General features: G+C 44.0%; 14 protein-coding genes. 6 read left to right on the plus strand and 8 right to left on the minus strand.

The window, feature by feature from the left end; all coding sequences use genetic code 11:
* Positions 1–207: 207 nt before the first annotated feature.
* Positions 208–1,119 (minus strand): C40 family peptidase, encoded by a 912-nt coding sequence (locus SporoP37_RS12900; protein WP_081244053.1) that lies wholly within the window; start codon positions 1,117–1,119, stop codon positions 208–210.
* A gap of 293 nt (positions 1,120–1,412) precedes the next feature.
* On the opposite strand from SporoP37_RS12900, the gene SporoP37_RS12905 reads away from it, so the two are divergent.
* Both SporoP37_RS12905 and murJ read left to right on the plus strand, forming a co-directional pair.
* On the plus strand, positions 1,413–2,510 hold the full coding sequence (locus SporoP37_RS12905; RefSeq protein WP_081244054.1) for a glycosyltransferase: 1,098 nt from the start codon (positions 1,413–1,415) through the stop codon (positions 2,508–2,510).
* Complete coding sequence (gene murJ / locus SporoP37_RS12910) at positions 2,507–3,790, plus strand: murein biosynthesis integral membrane protein MurJ (RefSeq protein ID WP_085431161.1); 1,284 nt, start codon at positions 2,507–2,509, stop codon at positions 3,788–3,790. Before SporoP37_RS12905 ends, murJ begins: the two co-directional genes overlap by 4 nt.
* A gap of 110 nt (positions 3,791–3,900) precedes the next feature.
* On the opposite strand, the gene SporoP37_RS12915 is transcribed toward murJ, so the two are convergent.
* The gene (locus SporoP37_RS12915) at positions 3,901–5,493 is read right to left on the minus strand and encodes a SulP family inorganic anion transporter (RefSeq protein WP_085431162.1); all 1,593 of its coding nucleotides are present in this window, start codon (positions 5,491–5,493) and stop codon (positions 3,901–3,903) included.
* 218 nt (positions 5,494–5,711) lie between these two features.
* Between SporoP37_RS12915 and SporoP37_RS12920 the strand changes: the two genes are divergently transcribed.
* Complete coding sequence (locus SporoP37_RS12920) at positions 5,712–6,449, plus strand: SDR family NAD(P)-dependent oxidoreductase (protein ID WP_085431163.1); 738 nt, start codon at positions 5,712–5,714, stop codon at positions 6,447–6,449.
* Between the two features lie 72 nt (positions 6,450–6,521).
* Here the strand turns inward: SporoP37_RS12920 and SporoP37_RS12925 are convergent, their stop codons facing one another.
* The 4 genes from SporoP37_RS12925 to SporoP37_RS12940 form a co-directional block, all read right to left on the minus strand.
* On the minus strand, positions 6,522–7,223 hold the full coding sequence (locus tag SporoP37_RS12925; RefSeq protein WP_085431164.1) for a C40 family peptidase: 702 nt from the start codon (positions 7,221–7,223) through the stop codon (positions 6,522–6,524).
* A gap of 337 nt (positions 7,224–7,560) precedes the next feature.
* The gene (locus SporoP37_RS12930) at positions 7,561–9,213 is read right to left on the minus strand and encodes a b(o/a)3-type cytochrome-c oxidase subunit 1 (protein ID WP_085431165.1); all 1,653 of its coding nucleotides are present in this window, start codon (positions 9,211–9,213) and stop codon (positions 7,561–7,563) included.
* Between the two features lie 3 nt (positions 9,214–9,216).
* Positions 9,217–9,717 (minus strand): cytochrome c oxidase subunit II, encoded by a 501-nt coding sequence (locus SporoP37_RS12935; RefSeq protein ID WP_085431166.1) that lies wholly within the window; start codon positions 9,715–9,717, stop codon positions 9,217–9,219.
* A 26-nt stretch (positions 9,718–9,743) separates the two neighbouring features.
* The gene (locus tag SporoP37_RS12940; RefSeq protein WP_232329765.1) at positions 9,744–9,884 is read right to left on the minus strand and encodes a cytochrome c oxidase subunit 2A; all 141 of its coding nucleotides are present in this window, start codon (positions 9,882–9,884) and stop codon (positions 9,744–9,746) included.
* A 341-nt stretch (positions 9,885–10,225) separates the two neighbouring features.
* Between SporoP37_RS12940 and SporoP37_RS12945 the strand changes: the two genes are divergently transcribed.
* Both SporoP37_RS12945 and SporoP37_RS12950 read left to right on the plus strand, forming a co-directional pair.
* A complete protein-coding gene (locus SporoP37_RS12945) occupies positions 10,226–10,930 on the plus strand; it encodes a glucosamine-6-phosphate deaminase (RefSeq protein WP_232329766.1) in 705 nt (234 codons plus the stop codon).
* A gap of 285 nt (positions 10,931–11,215) precedes the next feature.
* Positions 11,216–11,674 carry a C40 family peptidase gene (locus tag SporoP37_RS12950; protein WP_099662764.1) on the plus strand — a complete coding sequence of 153 codons (459 nt, stop codon included), beginning with the start codon at positions 11,216–11,218 and terminating at the stop codon, positions 11,672–11,674.
* Between the two features lie 86 nt (positions 11,675–11,760).
* Here the strand turns inward: SporoP37_RS12950 and SporoP37_RS12955 are convergent, their stop codons facing one another.
* Together SporoP37_RS12955 and secA2 are read right to left on the minus strand one after the other, a co-directional pair.
* Positions 11,761–12,669, minus strand: coding sequence for an accessory Sec system S-layer assembly protein (locus SporoP37_RS12955; protein WP_085431167.1), 909 nt, complete (start codon positions 12,667–12,669; stop codon positions 11,761–11,763).
* Positions 12,666–15,029: an accessory Sec system translocase SecA2 gene (secA2, locus tag SporoP37_RS12960; protein ID WP_085431168.1), complete on the minus strand. Its 2,364-nt coding sequence runs from the start codon at positions 15,027–15,029 to the stop codon at positions 12,666–12,668. Before secA2 ends, SporoP37_RS12955 begins: the two co-directional genes overlap by 4 nt.
* A 288-nt stretch (positions 15,030–15,317) precedes the next feature.
* On the opposite strand from secA2, the gene SporoP37_RS12965 reads away from it, so the two are divergent.
* Complete coding sequence (locus SporoP37_RS12965; RefSeq protein WP_081244063.1) at positions 15,318–16,361, plus strand: glycosyltransferase family 4 protein; 1,044 nt, start codon at positions 15,318–15,320, stop codon at positions 16,359–16,361.
* The last annotated feature ends 833 nt before the right edge of the window (positions 16,362–17,194 follow it).

The raw sequence follows: 17,194 nt of genomic DNA on the forward strand, positions 1-17,194 counted from the left end.
CTTGGAAAATATTATTTATTACTAGACTCATAGGTTCATTTTACCAGTAATAAAAAATGATTACTAGATGTTTTTGTCATACTGTGTAAAATAGTAATCGGTAATGGATGATTCTTCATTCCTACTTCTGTTAGCTGGGCAAGAAAGCGTATAGAATGGCGGATATAGAAAAAGCCGAATGTCCTTGTAGAACATTCGGCTGTATGATCAATTATTGATACGATCAATAAACTTATTCAATTGTCCAACTGATACTTTATCTGCTATACCGAATGTACCATCCAGGTAACCGGTAGTAATTTTGTGGTGGAATAGGATGTTGATGTACTCAGTTGCCCAGTGACCCTTGGGAACATCAGAGAAATTCGCAATGGCTGATCCTCTTAATTCAAATGCTCCAACTAACACTTTTGCTAATTGAGCGCGAGTTAATTCTTTATCCGGGTTAAAGTTGCCGCCGTCCCCAGTAAAGATATTGGCTTCAGCTACTGCGGAAATCGCGTGATAATGCGGATTTGATTCGTCAACGTCTTTAAACGCAATATTCACAGTCGTCATATCAAGCTCCAGCTTTTCTGCCAATACTTGTGCAACTTCTCCGCGGGTTGCATAGACAATTTCTTTAACAGGAGCTGAAGCTGCAACCTGTTTCTCTTCTTTCGGAGCAGTTTCAGAGAAGTCTGCTACGCGGCGAGCGCCGATATAACGGCTTTTCCAATAGTATGGATCATCCAGTGAGGAAACCATAACGCCTTTACTTACAGAAGCGTGAATGAAATTATTAGATCCGGAATAGATCCCTACATGTGATACACCGCGGCCTGAAGTATTGAAGAATACTAAATCTCCAACCTCTAGATTGCTTTTGGAAACAGGGGTTCCTGTAGCCATTTGCTGGCCTGTAGTTCGCGGTATCGATAAACCTTCTTTTTTGAATACGTATTGTGTATATCCCGAGCAGTCAAATGCAGTAGGGGTTGTCCCGCCAAGTCGATAGGGGGTGCCCAAGTAATCACGTGCTGTGCTCATTAATGAAGTTGGTGAGTTTGCAGATGCAAATTCTGGTGCAAGTGAAAAGAATAATAGACTTGCCATAACCAGAGACAGTAGACGTTTCATGCTGTTCTCAAATTCCCCTTTCGCACAATCATCTGTTGTGCTTTATAATCTAGGAATATACTAGCACGGATAAACATGAGATTTGTTACAGTTACATTACAAGAGAATTACACAGAGAAGTCACATTGAAATTTTAGTAGAAACTCCTAGATAGGTTTTTCAATATACAGAACATACGGTAAAGTCAGACAACAGTTATTGCGACTTTATATCCGTGATGTATGTGGTATAATCATTCAACGTATAAAAGAGCCATCCTGTAAATCAGGAAAGCGACAAAGGATGAGTTATAAGTGAGTAAAGTAGTAGTCTTCAGTAATATGTATCCTTCCGCAGAGCATCCTACCTACGGAATCTTTGTGAAAAATCAAGTGGAACAATTAAAAAGTGCCGGAACAGACGTAAAAGTCATTGCGATTCATGAACCGGGGAAAAGTCCAATAGATAAAATAACAAAATATCTGTCATGGGGCATCAGCTCTCTGCTGTATGTACTGCGGAATAAAAAGAAAATCGGCATAACGCATGCGCATTATGCATTTCCTACAGGTTTATTGTCGCTGATGGCGAAGAAGTTATTTAATATTCCGTACGTTGTCACGGTACATGGCGGAGATCTTGATAAAATGGCGAAGAAAAGTGCCCGCATTGCTAATTACACCAAACAAATTTTGCAGGAAGCGGCATCTGTCATCACAGTAGGGGAGAAGCTTCATGATCATGTAATCCATGACTACGGCATTGCGCCGCAAAAAGTAGAAATAATGAGTATGGGCGTGGACACGAATATATTTAAAACGATGGCGCAGGAGGAAGTGCGTTTATTGCTGGATGTGCCTTTGAATGAACGGGTGCTGATCTTTGTGGGCAATGTGATTGAAGCAAAAGGCGTCATGGAATTGCTGGATGCATTTGAACAGCTGCGCAAAACACATGATGATCTGCTTCTCTATATAATAGGCTCGCAAAAGGATGAACGTTTTACAGCGGCAGTAAAAGAAAAGGCTGCCGGTAATAAAGATATCCGTTTTAAAGAGCCTGTCAGCCAGACGGAATTATCCAAATGGATGTCTGCAGCTGATATTCTCGTTCTGCCTTCCTATCATGAAGGATTTGGCCTCGTTGCGCTCGAGGCACTGGTGTCCGGTGCGAAAGTCGTAGCATCGAATGTCGGCGGACTGCCGTACTTACTGAAAGATGGTGCAGGAACGCTTGTTGAGCCGCGTGACGCCCATTCTCTTGCAGCCGGACTGGAACAGGCCCTTGCGAATGAAGTAACAAGAGAGCAGCATGAAACTGCACAGCAGATCATTCAGCAACATTCTTCAGAAGTAATCGTCAAGAGATTGAACGATATCTATGAAAAGAATGGAAAGGGATTCACTTCATGAGTAAATTATCCAAAATTATCGGGGCGGTTGCCGTCATCAATATCGTGGCAAGACTGTTCGGCTTCGGCCGTGAAGTCGTTATCGGGATTCAATATGGGACATCCACAGTAGCAGATGCGATTGCGACGGCCTATACAATTCCAAACTTCATTTATTTAGTGCTGGGCGGGGCGCTGACGACCGCATTCATATCAGTCTATCATTCGTCGAGCATGGACAAGCCGCTATTTGTCCGAAAGGCGTTCACGACTGTTGTCATTTCAGCAACCATCATAACTATGCTGATTATCATATTTATGAATCCGATCCTTCACTTGTTTTTCAAGGAATTAACAGAAGAAGATTATACACTTGTCCGGAACCTCTTCCTTTGGATGATGCCTTCCTCCATTGTGCTGGTGATGTCAACCTGGATGAGCGGATTGCTGAACATCAATGACCGCTTTCAGCTCTCAAGTCTGGCGATTTTGCTGTATAATGCCGCGTTTGTTCTAGTCGGTGTGCTGCTGACGAAGTGGCTCGGTCCCGAATCATACGGTGTCGGCGCCATGGCCAGTGCGCTCATGATGGCTTTGTTCCTCTATTGGGGCATCAAGCGCGCGAATCTGTCGTCACTGAAGCCTTCATTCGGTATGCCGCCCGATATTAAAAGAATGTGGTGGCTGGCACTTCCGATTTTATTCGGCGGTGCATCGCTGCAGTTCTACTATATTATCCACCGGTTTGCGGCAGGCGGTTTAGGAGAAGGTGCAATTTCTTCTATTAATTATGCGTCGAAACTGACGGGCTTTCCGCAGGCAATTCTGATGACTGCCGTAACAACGGTCATCTATCCCATGCTTGCAAAGAAAGAGGGGGAAGGGGATACAAAGACGATCAAAGCGCTTTATAAAAAAGGGATGCTGTACATGGTGGCGCTACTTTTGCCTGCGACTGCATTCTGTTATTTTTTAGCAGAGCCATTGATCCGCATTGTATTCGGTTATGGGAACTTCGGTGAAAAGTCGATTATGCTGACGGTGCCGGTGTTCAAAATATTTGCCCTGTCGATGTTCTTTTTGGCGGCGAATACATACATTACACGCTTCTATTATGCAAAAGGGAATTCGATCACGCCGATTATCTTCAGTCTTATTAGCGTATTCGGTATTAATATTGGCATCATTTATGCATTGGTCGATCAAATCGGTGCACAGGCCATTGCTTACGGTACTGTCATCAGTGCCGCGGTGAACTTTCTGCTGCTTGCAGGATATGCACGGCTTAAATGGAAATTATAAAGTACATGAAAAAGCTTCCTCCCGCATGGGGAGGAAGCTTTTGCGTGTGCTGGTGTAAGCCAGAAGCAAATGACGGACGGGGCAGTGCTTTTCTGCAATGGATGAAGAACTTACAGCATAAAGAAGTTATCTTTGCCGATTTTTTCGTACAGCCCGCTTCGTTTAAACAGATTTACTTTTTCTGGCGGCACTTTCTTGAAAATCAGCCGCTTATTTCGCTGCCGCGCTTCGTCAAGAAGTGCGGACAGGGCAGCTTCACCGGTAGCGTCAATAGCTGTTACATTTTTCATGTCTAAAATAATCGTCTTCTGGTCAAGCTTCAAAAGTTCGGGATAACGGTCCTCGAAATACTTCGCCGTACCGAAAAACAGCGGTCCGGATAACTTGAACTTAATCAGATCTTTTTCATCGTCTTCAGACAGTTTGTATTTCTCCACATCACTCAGCTTACTCTGCTTAATATCGAGTGAGCCGCTCATCTTCCGTAAGAAGGAAAGTGCAGCAAGCAGAATTCCGACTTCTACCGCGATCGTCAAATTCACGAAAATTGTCAGAAGGAATGTGGTCAGCAGGACAATGGAGTCACCTGAGCGCAATGAAGCAATTTGAACAAATGCTTTTCGTGAACTCATATTCCATGCGACATACATAAGAATTGGCGCCATTGCTGCTAATGGAATGTAAGAGGCATAGGGTGCGAATAGTAATAAGAATGCAAGAACAAACAGACTTTGAATGACGCCCGAAATCGGACTGACTGCACCTGAGCCAATGTTCGTGGCGGTACGTGCAATCGCCCCGGTAGCTGGTATTCCGCCGAAAAGCGGTGTAACTATATTGGCGATACCTTGACCGAATAATTCTTTTTTGGAATCATGTTTCGGCAAGTTGCTCTTCATTCCGTCTGCTACGACAGCAGACAGCAAGGACTCAATTGCTCCAAGCGCTGCAATGATCAAAGCAGGCTGCCACAGATTAACCAGTTTAGAAAGTGTAATCTGCGGGAAATGAAAAGCAGGAAGATGCTGTGGAATCCCGCCGTATGCAGTGCCGATCGTCTCGATTTTCCCGGGGAAAAACAGAATAGAACAAATCGTCGGTATCAGCAGTGCTACGAGCAGCACCGGTATCTTCTTGGAAATCTTCGGTAAAATAAAAATAACGGCCAGACCGATTACGGCAGTCAATATACTGAACGTATTGACCGTGTGGAACTGGCGTGCAATTTCCGTCATGCTTTCATGGAAAAATTCCTTCTTCTCCACGCCGGTCAGTCCAAAGAAGTTTTGAAACTGTCCGGTGAAAATAATGACGGCAATCCCTGCGGTAAAACCAATCGTCACCGAGCGGGGGACGAAATGAATCAGGCTGCTGACGCCGAGGAAACTCATGACGACAAGGATAATCCCGGCCAGGAAGCCGGCAATCAGTAAATCTTCATAGCCGTACTGCAGGACGATTGCCAGCAAAATAGGAATGAACGCCCCTGTCGGACCCGCTATTTGAAAGCGTGAACCGCCAAGCAGTGCAACTAACAGACCTGCGATAATCGTCGTGTACAGACCATATTCGGGTTTGACGCCCGATGCAATTGCAAAAGCCATCCCAAGCGGAATGGCTACAATTCCAACAGTAATCCCTGCAATCAAATCCTGCCGGAATCCCGCTGCATTATAGTTAAGATAGCGTTGATCTTTGAACATTTTTGTTCACTTCTTCCACTTATAGTGTGTAGTTTACAGTTCTAATTATATCTTATGCTGTTTATTTATACAAGGTGTGCATAAATGCAGTGGGATAGAAGAAATAAGAAATCATAGGGGATTTCAGGCAAACAGCAAAATTGATTCGGAAGTATTTTAGTGTTAAACTATATTAAAATAACAAAGGCAGAAAAGCCAATACAAAGGAGAGATTTATGATGGGCAGATTACAAGATAAAGTAGCATTCATTACAGGCGGGGCATCAGGTATGGGTGAAATGATGGTGAAACAATTTGTTGCAGAAGGCGCAAAAGTAATCGCAGCAGATATTAATGAAGCAGCCCTTGAAGAAAAATGGGGCGGGCAAGACAATATATTCACGGTTACATTGAACGTAACTGCAGATGAAGAATGGGAAGCGGCTATGAAAAAAGCAGTCGACCACTTCGGAAAATTAGACATTCTCGTCAACAACGCCGGTATTTCGACTGAAAAAACAGTGGATCAGATTACAATTGAAGATTGGCGCAAATTATCCGACATCAACAGTTTCGGTACATTCCTAGGCATGAAACATGCATCTAAATATATGAAGGAAGCGAAAAAAGGAGCAATCGTTAATATATCTTCCTATACGGCACTTATCGGTATGGGCTTGAACCCGTACTCCGCGTCTAAAGGAGCGGTGCGTGCAATCTCCAAAGCGGCGGCAGCTGAATACGGTAAAGACGGTATTCGTGTAAATACGGTATTCCCGGGTGTTATTGAAACCCCAATGACGAAAAACCTGGAAGAATCAAAAGATATCCTCGGCATGCTGATCAAAATGACTCCGCTGCAGCGCCTGGGACAACCTGAAGATGTAGGGAATGCGGTATTGTTCTTGGCATCTGATGAATCATCTTATATCACAGGTGCAGAACTTGTCATCGACGGCGGATACTCTGCAAGATAATAATAGTAAAAGAAATAAACGGGTTGTCCCACAAGTCACCATGACTTGCGGAACAACCCGTTTTTTACGCTGTTATTTTATGTCCGTGAAGCGCTTAAAGCCCATGAAACGCGTATTCCAGTATGAAGAATCCAATGATGCAATCTCAATTTCTTTCACACCTGCGTGAATGAACTTATTGTCTCCAAGGTAAATCCCGATATGTGAAATGCCGGGACGATATGTATTTTGGAAAAACAACAAATCTCCCACTGAAGGATCTTTGACGAAAACGGAACGGTTAAAGAATCCGATTGTATCCAGTCTAGGGACTTTCACACCTGCCTGGTTGAACGTATAGTAAATAAATCCGCTGCAATCAAATCCCGAAGGAGTTACGCCGGCCCATACATAAGGAATTCCTTGAAGGGGCATTGCGATATCCACCAATCTAGTGCTCAACGCATTGGATGGTGCACTTGTAACCAGCGGTTTCGGCTGTGTGACAGGTTTACTTGATGACAATGTGCCAGTAAATGAATTAGTAGAAGATACAGCTTTCGACGAGTTCACTTTATTTTCTACAATCAGCTTCTGTTTCACCTTAATGTTATTTGAAGTAAGAGAGTTCAGACGCTTTAATTCAGTTACGGTAATCTTGTATTGAGTAGAAATCTTATAAAGAGTTTCTCCCGGCTGCACGATATGCGTTTTTGACGCAGCGGCAACACTGCCTGCAGATATGCTTGTTGCCAGCATAAGAGAGGCAATCGCGGTTAGAGCAATTTTCTTCATGTTTAAATTATCTCCTTTTAGTATACTAGATTTACTTCTTGTGCTTTAGTACATAGTCTGGATTTAATTCTATAAACCTATCATACAATACTAGAATGTATAGTAAACGTACCTTTAGACTTATCTTTCAAAAAATGTTTAATAGACTATTAGATCCATTGTTTTTGAGTTGAAGGTTTGTTGAGCGTAATTTCCGGTTTTTTAGTAAAATTGAATATATATTCAGATTAGTCAATAAATTATAGAAGTCATTAATTGAAAGCGATTACTATGTTGAACGCTGTAAAAAAAGCCCGTGAAAATTCCGGTTTCGGATTTTCACGGGCTTTTTTATTGGTTAAGAACGTCCGATAGGCCAGTCGAATGGTATAGATCCAGGAGGTGAGTGCTTGATAATATCGATCATCGGAATAGTATACGCAAATAATATCAAAGCGATAGTGATACCGATCCATAAGTACCAGTTCTCCAAAATCTTTGGTGTTTTCTCTGCATCGGGCTCTTCTTCAGCGATCGGGTATTCTTCATAACCGCGTGGTGCGAAGAATGCCAATTGAATAAAGATGTAGAACATCAGCAGAATACCGATGAATAGAATGGTTCCGCCGACTGCCTGCCACAACTGATAACTGATCCATGTGGAAACTTGATCTCCGCCTGCATATTCAGAGAAAGCTGAACGACGCGGTCCGCCGATCAAACCTTGAATGTGCATGGAAGTAGACATGATCGTCATACCGATCGCCCAGATGAATGTCTGAATGATTCCTAATTTATTTAATCTCGGAGTCAAACGACGTCCTGTCAAGTGAGGAATCAGCCAATACGCAATACCGAAAAACGTCAAAATGACAGTTGTTGCGACCGTTAAATGGAAATGCCCGGTAATCCAGATTGTGTTATGGACAAGAGAGTTTACCTGGTGGGAAGCGTTAATAATACCGCCTGCTCCGCCTGGAATAAACGCTGCCATACCTACGAACGGTGCTAAGAAACGAACATCTTTCCAAGGCAGTTTCTTAAACCAGCCGAACAGGGATGTATACCCTTTTTTTCTTCCTGTAATTTCAAAAGTAGCAAACAGAGAGAATGCAGTCATCAATGAAGGGATGACGACCATGAATGTCAAGACTACTTGGATGAATTTCCAAGTCGGGTCAATTCCCGGTTCAGTCAATTGGTGATGGAATCCGACTGGAATCGAGAACATCAGCAATAGAATGAATGCAAGTCTTGCCAATGAGTCACTGAATAGCTTTCCGCCGATAATTTTTGGGATAATTGCATACCAAGCCATATAAGCAGGCAATAACCAGAAATATACGAGCGGGTGACCGAAGTACCAGAATAGTGTGCGCGTCAGTAACACGTTGACTGTCGCGACATAACCGAGTGACCAAGGTAAGATTAAAACAACAACTGAGTACGCTACACCAAGTGATGCAACAACCCACATGATCATGTTAATGGCGACCATGAACGCAAGTAATGGAGATTTTTCACCTTTATGTGCTTTCTTCCATACATATAATTGACGGAAGTTTACGAATGCAGCAATCCAGCTGCCGATAATAACCATTGCCAATCCAATATAGAACACCGGATGTGCGCGAAGCGGTGTGTAGAATGTATACAATACGGATGCTTCACCTGTTAAGATCATCCACGCAGATAATACAGTTCCGACTAGCATTACCCAAAATGAAATCCAGCCCCATTTTAATTGTTTGTCGGAAATACCGACTGTTTTTCCCATAAGAGAGAACTGGAAGCCTACGATGAAGAATGTAGTCAATACAAGACCCAGTACTACGCCGTGTGTTGTTAAAATCGTGTAATAGTCAATATTAAATGGTAATGTAAATTTTCCTGAACGGACCAAAGTCTGGAGCAGTCCCATTAAACCGCCGACTAAGAGCGAGATGAATGTGACATGCATAAAGGCCATATAGAGTCTGGATTCTTTTTTCGAGAAGTTAAATAGTTCCATAGCTTAATACACCTCCACTGTGCCGAACATCAAATGGTGACCGATGCCGCAATATTCATTACAGACTACTGTAAATTTGCCGCTGTTTTTCATGACGGCTTCAAAGCGGCTAATATGTCCGGGTTCCACCATCATATTGACATTTGTGCCTGCCACTTGGAATCCGTGGACGACATCTTTACTTGTAATTTGGAAAAGAACTGTGGAACCTTTAGGCACACGAATCGTCTTAGTAGCGGTTCCGTCATCTTCTTTACCAAAATCGTAGTTAAATGCGGACGCAACCATATTGACAACATACTTTCCGTCAGCAACTTCTGTCAGACCGAGATTCTCAGGCTGGAATGATTCGTTTGCTTCGACGTTCTGCGGATCGATTGTTTCAATGTGACTTTGCGGATGTGTTCCTTTCCAGAACGCTGCAAAGCCGATAATTAGTAAGAATAAAACCAATGAGCCTAATCCGAACACTAGCCAAACCTTTTCGTATTTATGCAAATGCATAGTATTTCCTCCTTTAATGCTGTTCATTATCTAGATATGAATAATCCGTAAGCGCCGAACCACATGACAAGAATAACGATACCAACAATCATTACCATGATTAATGTACCTTTTAGATTCGCTTCTTCTTTTGGCTGGTTTTTAGAAGACACCTGTTTCTTGCTCAACACGGCCACCTCCTTCTCTGAATGTAATTCGTACTCTCATCATAATCCTGGAGGAGGAATAAAGAATTAGGGAAATCCCTATGAATGGACATTTATGAGGAATGTTCACAATATGTTCAACCACTTAACATGCTTTTGACATACACATTTATGCGCATTTGTGATTCATAACAGGTAGAACGTACTATCTGAAAAATCCATCAATTATGCGGTGAAAATAAATGTGTAACAGTAATTGATAGAGGGTAGAATTTAATAGAAAAATGCGGGCTGATTCTTGACCGTACGTCGGTTTGAAATTACAATATAATAAGGTAAAACCTAGGAAGACGGTGTATGAAATGGAAAACATTAAATGGATTACAGTGAAAAACCCTGAAGAGGGAGCAAAAGAAGTTTTCAACCTGATTTCCGAAGAACTTCAACATGATAGATTGCACGTGCTGGGACTGGCAACAGGAAGCACGATGATCCCGGTTTATGACGAATGGACAAACTCGCAGCTGGACTTTTCAAATGTTACAGCATTCAATTTAGACGAATATGTCGGATTAAGTGCAGACAATCCTAATAGCTATGCATACTTTATGAAACAGCATTTATTCAGCAAAAAACCGTTCAAAGCGACATATATTCCAAATGGCATGGCGGAAGACTTAGATGAAGAGTGCAAAGAGTACGAGCGGAAGCTGAACTCCAACCCGCTGGATATTCAGCTGCTTGGAGTAGGAGAGAATGGCCATATTGCATTCAACGAACCCGGAACGTCATTTGATTCTGTCACACATGTTGCAAAACTCACAGAATCCACGCTGGATGTTAACAGTCAGTATTTCGAAAATGATGATAAAATTCCGAACATCGCGTTAACGATGGGGATCTCATCCATTACCAATGCAAAGAAACTGATTATGGTTGCGTTCGGAGAGAAAAAGCGCGCAGCAATGGAAAAGTTAAAGTCTGGTGAAGTGACAGCAGACTGGCCAATCACTAAACTATTACGTCACGATGACGTCGTAGTCATCACTGATTTACAGATTGACTGAAATATTGCAGTAACTAATAAAAGGGCTGTTGCAGAAGCGGTAACGACTTCTGCAGCAGCCCTTTTTGCGTTGGATCATAATGTTGACGTCATAAAATAACATAACCAGAATGCATTTGTTAAAAACAGCCATAATTATTTCAAAGGTAACAAAGTATACGCATATTGAAACAACCTTGTTACATTACTGTAATAAAAATGAGGATTTGAAAATGCTAATGTTAATACAACATAAACAGCCAGACTAGTAAACAGGCAAAAATACATACTATTATTGGAGGAACTTATGAATCTATTGCAAAAAGTACTATCAGTTATTGCATTATCCGCTGTATTAATTGTCGCACCTTTTTCGGGACAAGCTGAAGCGGCAGGAAAAACTACTAATATTACCAAAACGGCAACAAGTCTTACAGGAATCAAATACCGTTACGGCGGAACAACTAGAGCAGGTTTTGATTGCTCAGGTTATGTCGGCTATGTATTTAAACAAAACGGATTAAAGGTAGCAAGAACGTCCAAAGCTATGTATGCATCAGGACGTGCTGTAAAGAAGTCAAACCTTCGCAACGGCGATCTGGTATTCTTTAATACAACCGGCCGCGGGGTGTCCCATGTAGGGATCTATGTAGGCAACGGCAAATTCGCGCATGCGTCCACATCTAGAGGCGTGCGTGTAGATAGAGTAAATGATGTATATTGGGGCAAGCGTTATATCGGTGCCAAACGTGTGGCAGGTATTTAAATAGGGGACGGTCTTCCATTACGGGAGACCGTTTTTTTATGTAAAAAAACCGGATGCGAGAGAACTTATCTCGTATCCGGTGCATGTTAATTAGTTGCGTCTTGAGGAACGCGGATGGTCCAGCGGGAGAAATCCGGTTCTGCTTTGACAATCAGTTCCTTCGGATAAATGAACGTCCAAGGAGTGGTGCTGTTTGCTTTTACCGAAAGTGGCGGTTTCAGGTCAAATGTTCCCCGTGCCACCAGTTCTCCGGTCGCATCGATCAGTTCAAGCGGCAGCTTTTCAATATTGATCTGCTTGGAGTGGCCGTTGCGGACGAAGACCGATGCGGCAATATTGCCGTCATCTTGCTTCTGTATTTGGAAACCGGCGATATTTACTTCGCGGGGCTTCAATTTTGGAAGACCTTCAACGATGTCAGCCAGCGCTTCTTTTTGTTCAGCAGGAAGCTGCTCTTCCCAGGAAGGGGCAAGTTCCAATTGGTGCGGCATCATGGAGTGTACGTTGAATGCCAGCTTCCAGTTTTCAGTGGGAATTTCTTCAGCCAGCTGGTCTTTCTTTTCAAAAACGAATACCCACGGACGTGCACTGCGCGCAGGAATTTCACCCAATTCATTCAGGTCGAATTCCGCGGAAGCCGCTGTGTTGCCTTCTGCGTCCAATAATAGAAGTTCAATTGTTCCTACAGTGATGGCTTGGTCAAGTGAAGAACGGAAAAATGATTTTACTAGCCAGCTGTCATTTGCAGGTTCGAAATCGATGTCGATACCAGATAAAGAGATTTGATTTGGCTTTAATGGCTCCAGTTCATTTGCAAGAAAACGGAAAACATACTCCTGTTCCTGCGTCAGATTCCATTGCTCATGAAGTGATAATTCAGTCTCGATATCTTCATCGCCTGAACCTGCCTGGCCGTTCTCTAAGATTTCTTCGGATTCTACCGTACTTTCCAATCCGGTTTTTTCAGTCTTTTTGAATAAGTTGAAGAGTTTCATTGGGAAACCTCCTGTTGTGTATTGAGTTGCTTCATGAATGCGATAATTTCGGACGCAATATCCCTGCGCAGACGCTGATAGTGCTTAGCAAATAACTGCAAGCCTTCGCGCTGGTAAATACGCATTGGATCTTCCTGTCCGTATGAACGCAATCCAATTCCTTCTTTTAGGCGGGTCATAACTTCCAAATGCTTGACCCACATCGTGTCGATATAGCTCAACATGACCTGCGGCAGCAGCTGACTTACTTGTTCATTATCAGTGAATGTGTCGATAAATGCAAACAACTCTGCGATGCTTTTATCATACTCTTTCATGATATCTGCTGTTCTATCTAATGAACGCGGCAATTCTACCGGCGTCAGCAGCAAGGCGTTCATCGTGCGCTCAATTCGTTCAAAATCCCAGTTGTCTGCGATTTCATTATCCGGACAGCTGTCCAGTACAACGAATTCGACGGTTTCTGACAGCATGGTCTTCAGTTTGCCGAAAATATCCTTGCCTTCCAGCACGCGGTCGCGCAATGAATAGATTACTTCACGCTGGTCATTGATGACATCATCAAGCTTCAGATTATATTCACGCATAGAGAAATGTGCGCCTTCCACAATGCGCTGGGTGCGTTCCGTCAGCTCATGCACATCGGTATTCAAGACTCTGCCGGTTTCATCCGTTTTGACTTTCGTCAGGAACTTCTCCAGCTCTTCAGGGGAGAAACGGATATACATTTCATCTTCCAAAGAAAGATAGAATTGACTTTCTCCGTGATCACCCTGACGACCAGAGCGGCCGCGCAGCTGATTATCGACACGCCGGCTCTCATGCTTTTCCGTTCCCAGTACGAATAAACCGCCGTTTTCCTCGACGCCTTCACCGAGTACGATGTCGGTTCCGCGTCCTGCCATGTTGGTGGCGACAGTAATATTGCCTGCCTGTCCCGCATCGGCAATCAATGAAACTTCCTGCTCGACACTTTTCGCATTCAACAGGTGGAAGCTCAATCCTTCATCACGCAAGTATTTGGCGACGGCTTCGGATTGGAGAATGGAAGTAGTTCCGACAAGTACAGGCTGTCCTTTGGCGTGACGAGCCGCCACTTCTTTGGCAACTGCTCTGTATTTCTCATCCGTCGTTTTATATACGAAGTCCGGTGCATCGATTCGTGCACGCGGGCGGTTCGTAGGAATTTGAAGTACTTCCATATTATAAACTTCACGGAATTCCTTATCCTGTGTCATCGCCGTGCCTGTCATTCCGCAAAGTTTTGGATACATGCGGAAATAGTTTTGGATCGTAATCTGTGCCTGGGCTTTATTTTCATCCGTAATCTCGACGCCTTCTTTTGCCTCGATGGCCTGATGAAGACCATCTGATAAAGTCCGGCCTTCCATAATCCGGCCGGTGAACATATCGACCAGTTCTATTTTTCCGTCCCGCACGATATAATCCACATCACGCTTGAAAATGACGAATGCACGGACTGCCTGGATGACGTAATGATACAGCGTCTGGTGATCCAGATCATACAAGTTGCCGATGCCGAATGCTTTCTCGACTTTTTCGATTCCTTGTTCGGTAAGGGAAGTCGCCTTAGTTGCATCATCAAAGTCGAAGTCTTCGTTCACTTTAAAACGTTTGGCAAGACGGGCTGCGATATGGTGAAGATCTGCATCCGCCTGCATTTTACCCGCTACAATCAACGGGGTTTTTGCTTCATCGATCAGCACGCTGTCAACTTCATCAATAATGGCGAAATGGTAGGGACGCTGCACTTTCTGTGAAGGGTGCTGCACCATATTATCGCGCAAGTAGTCAAATCCGAATTCCGTTCCGACACCATACGTAATATCTGCTTCGTATGCCGCCTGCTTCGCCGGACCTTGCATCATCGGCACGTTTAATCCGACAGTCAATCCTAAGAAGCGGTGAATTTGACCGATTTGTTCAAAGTCACGTTTCGCCAGATAGTCATTGACTGTGATGACGTGTACGCCTTTTCCTTCCAGTGCGCGGACATAAGAGGGGAGAGACGCTACCAGAGTTTTCCCTTCACCAGTCGGCATTTCGGCAATGTTTCCTTCGGTCAGCACGGCTCCGCCGATCAGCTGGACATCAAAATGACGCATCCCGAGAACCCGTTTAGACGCTTCGCGTACGACGGCGAATGCATCCGGCAAGATCTTCTCAATGGTTGCGCCTTCTTCTAATTGTTCTTTGAAATGATTCGTCATTCCTGACAAATCATCATCGGACATAGCAATATATTTGGGTTCGAGTGAATTGATCTGCTCCACAATTTTACGGTATTTGCGCAGCTGGCGTTCACTCGTTCCAGTTTTACGTTTAAAGATTTTCAACATGAGTTAGACGCTCCTTTATAAATCTCCGTCTATAATGAGAGATTCCTATTCATTTTACCAAAAAGCCCGGCAAAAGACTATCTATATCTGGAAGGGAAGAAGAATAGACTTGCTCTGCCGCAACTTTGTGCAAAATGCTTTAAACCTCTTGATAACAGTGTTTTTTGATGTTTGTATGCAAGCAAGTAAGGGAATGATTAAGTAATGCGTACTAAATAATGAAATCTATCAGCAACCATGTTATACTATGAGGTGATATGTACTTAATGCTAATTGGGGAGGAAAGACATGTTATTCATTGCAATGTCTGTAGCTTTTATCGCTGCAATCATACTAACACCGCTTGTCATCAAACTCGCGTATCGGATCGGTGCGGTTGACCGTCCCAATTATCGGAAAGTTCACGCGAGAATCATGCCTCGAATCGGCGGACTCGCAATTTTTGGTGCGTTTATTATTGGATATGCTATTTTGTTGCCAAAAGACGAGCACGCAGTCGGTATCCTGGTCGGTGCGGTACTGATCGTCATGATTGGCTTCTTAGACGATATGTTAGAAATTACAGCGAAAGCAAAAGCTTCAGGCCAGCTCGTTGCTGCATTGGTCGTTGTCCTGTGGGGCGGACTGCAAATTGAGTTCATCAATTTACCGTTTCTCGGCCAACTGGACTTCGGATATTTCAGTATTCCAATCACAATTATCTGGATCATCGGAATCACAAACGCCATCAACTTGATTGATGGGCTGGATGGTCTGGCTGCGGGTGTTTCCACTATTGCTTTGATCGCCATTACCGTAATGGCTGCATTAATGGGAGATATCTTCGTTGCCGCAACAGCTTCTATATTGGCAGCAAGTTCGCTTGGATTCTTAGTGTTCAACTTCCATCCGGCGAAAATTTTTATGGGCGATACCGGTTCGCTTTTCCTCGGATTTATGATTTCCGTGCTGGCATTGCTCGGTTTTAAGAACGTAGCGGTTGTATCATTAGTTATCCCGATTATCATGCTGGGTGTACCGATTTCAGATACATTCTTTGCGATCGTCAGACGCGTCCGCATGAAACAGTCGATTACAGCGGCAGATAAGTCGCATTTGCATCACTGTTTGCTGCGCGTAGGGTTTTCGCATAGACAAGCCGTGCTGACTATTTACGGTATTGCGATCTTGTTTGGCGCAGCGGCCGTTTTGTTTTCGCAGGCAACGGTTTGGGGCGCATTGCTTCTCATCTTCGTCATGCTGATTGTCATCGAATTGTTCGTTGAGCTAATCGGTTTGGCAGGTGCGAATTATCGTCCGCTGTTAAATTTAGTGCGCATGATTGGCAAGTAAGTTAGGAAAGTCCTCATCTGCTTTGGAGCGGATGGGGGCTTTTTTTGATGTGATGAAGTAATGAAGTAATGAGAAAAGGGAAGGGGAAGGCACCGTTGCACTGCGTTCCAGGCGGACGCGTTCGGGAGGACCCGCGCCGAGCCAACCAGGTCGCCGCCTTCCACTTCGTTGCACTTTTGTTGGTTTTTTGGAGGGAGAGTGGGGTGTATGATTTGCTGAGATTACGGCGGCTGCCGCTCATTAATCCTGTTAAGCGCTCATAGTGGCTGTGTGAGCGCTCTATGCGTCCCCGTGACCGCTCATAGCTTCTTGTTTTGCGCTCTATGGGCTTTGCAAGCGCTCATAGAGGATGGTTATTCGCTCATTGGGCTTTGTTTTCATTCGCAGTCTTATGTTTGTGGGAGAGTTGTAGAGTGGCGGTGCACATGATCTGCAAATTCCGGCGCAACCGCTCATTAATTCCGATAAGCGCTCATAGCAGCTTTGTGGGCGCTCTATGCGTCCCCGCGACCGCTCATAGCTTCTTGTTTTGCGCTCTATTGGGCTTTGCAAGCGCTCATAGTGGACGGTTATCCGCTCATTGGGCTTTGTTTTCATTCGCAGTCTTATGTTTGTGGGAGAGTTGTAGAGTGGCGGTGCACATGATCGGCAGATTCCGGCGCAACCGCAACCGCTCATTAATTCCGATAAGCGCTCATAGCAGCTGTGTGAGCGCTCTATGTGTGCCGGTGACCGCTCATAACTTCTTGTTTTGCGCTCTATGAGGCTTTGCAAGCGCTCATAGTGGTCGGTTATCCGCTCATTGGGCATAGAGTAGCCCCTAGCCACAACCC

Origin of the sequence: Sporosarcina sp. P37 (genome assembly GCF_002109365.1) — a bacterium.
Taxonomy (GTDB): Bacteria; Bacillota; Bacilli; order Bacillales_A; family Planococcaceae; genus Sporosarcina.

Excerpts from the sequence above, each read along its gene's own strand:
- SporoP37_RS12900 (WP_081244053.1), bottom strand. The coding sequence starts at position 1,119 with ATGAAACGTCTACTGTCTCTGGTTATGGCAAGTCTATTATTCTTTTCA.
- murJ (WP_085431161.1), top strand. The coding sequence starts at position 2,507 with ATGAGTAAATTATCCAAAATTATCGGGGCGGTTGCCGTCATCAATATC.
- SporoP37_RS12915 (WP_085431162.1), bottom strand. The coding sequence starts at position 5,493 with ATGTTCAAAGATCAACGCTATCTTAACTATAATGCAGCGGGATTCCGG.
- SporoP37_RS12920 (WP_085431163.1), top strand. The coding sequence starts at position 5,712 with ATGGGCAGATTACAAGATAAAGTAGCATTCATTACAGGCGGGGCATCA.
- SporoP37_RS12925 (WP_085431164.1), bottom strand. The coding sequence starts at position 7,223 with ATGAAGAAAATTGCTCTAACCGCGATTGCCTCTCTTATGCTGGCAACA.
- SporoP37_RS12930 (WP_085431165.1), bottom strand. The coding sequence starts at position 9,213 with ATGGAACTATTTAACTTCTCGAAAAAAGAATCCAGACTCTATATGGCC.
- SporoP37_RS12935 (WP_085431166.1), bottom strand. The coding sequence starts at position 9,717 with ATGCATTTGCATAAATACGAAAAGGTTTGGCTAGTGTTCGGATTAGGC.
- SporoP37_RS12945 (WP_232329766.1), top strand. The coding sequence starts at position 10,226 with ATGGAAAACATTAAATGGATTACAGTGAAAAACCCTGAAGAGGGAGCA.
- SporoP37_RS12950 (WP_099662764.1), top strand. The coding sequence starts at position 11,216 with ATGAATCTATTGCAAAAAGTACTATCAGTTATTGCATTATCCGCTGTA.
- SporoP37_RS12955 (WP_085431167.1), bottom strand. The coding sequence starts at position 12,669 with ATGAAACTCTTCAACTTATTCAAAAAGACTGAAAAAACCGGATTGGAA.
- secA2 (WP_085431168.1), bottom strand. The coding sequence starts at position 15,029 with ATGTTGAAAATCTTTAAACGTAAAACTGGAACGAGTGAACGCCAGCTG.
- SporoP37_RS12965 (WP_081244063.1), top strand. The coding sequence starts at position 15,318 with ATGTTATTCATTGCAATGTCTGTAGCTTTTATCGCTGCAATCATACTA.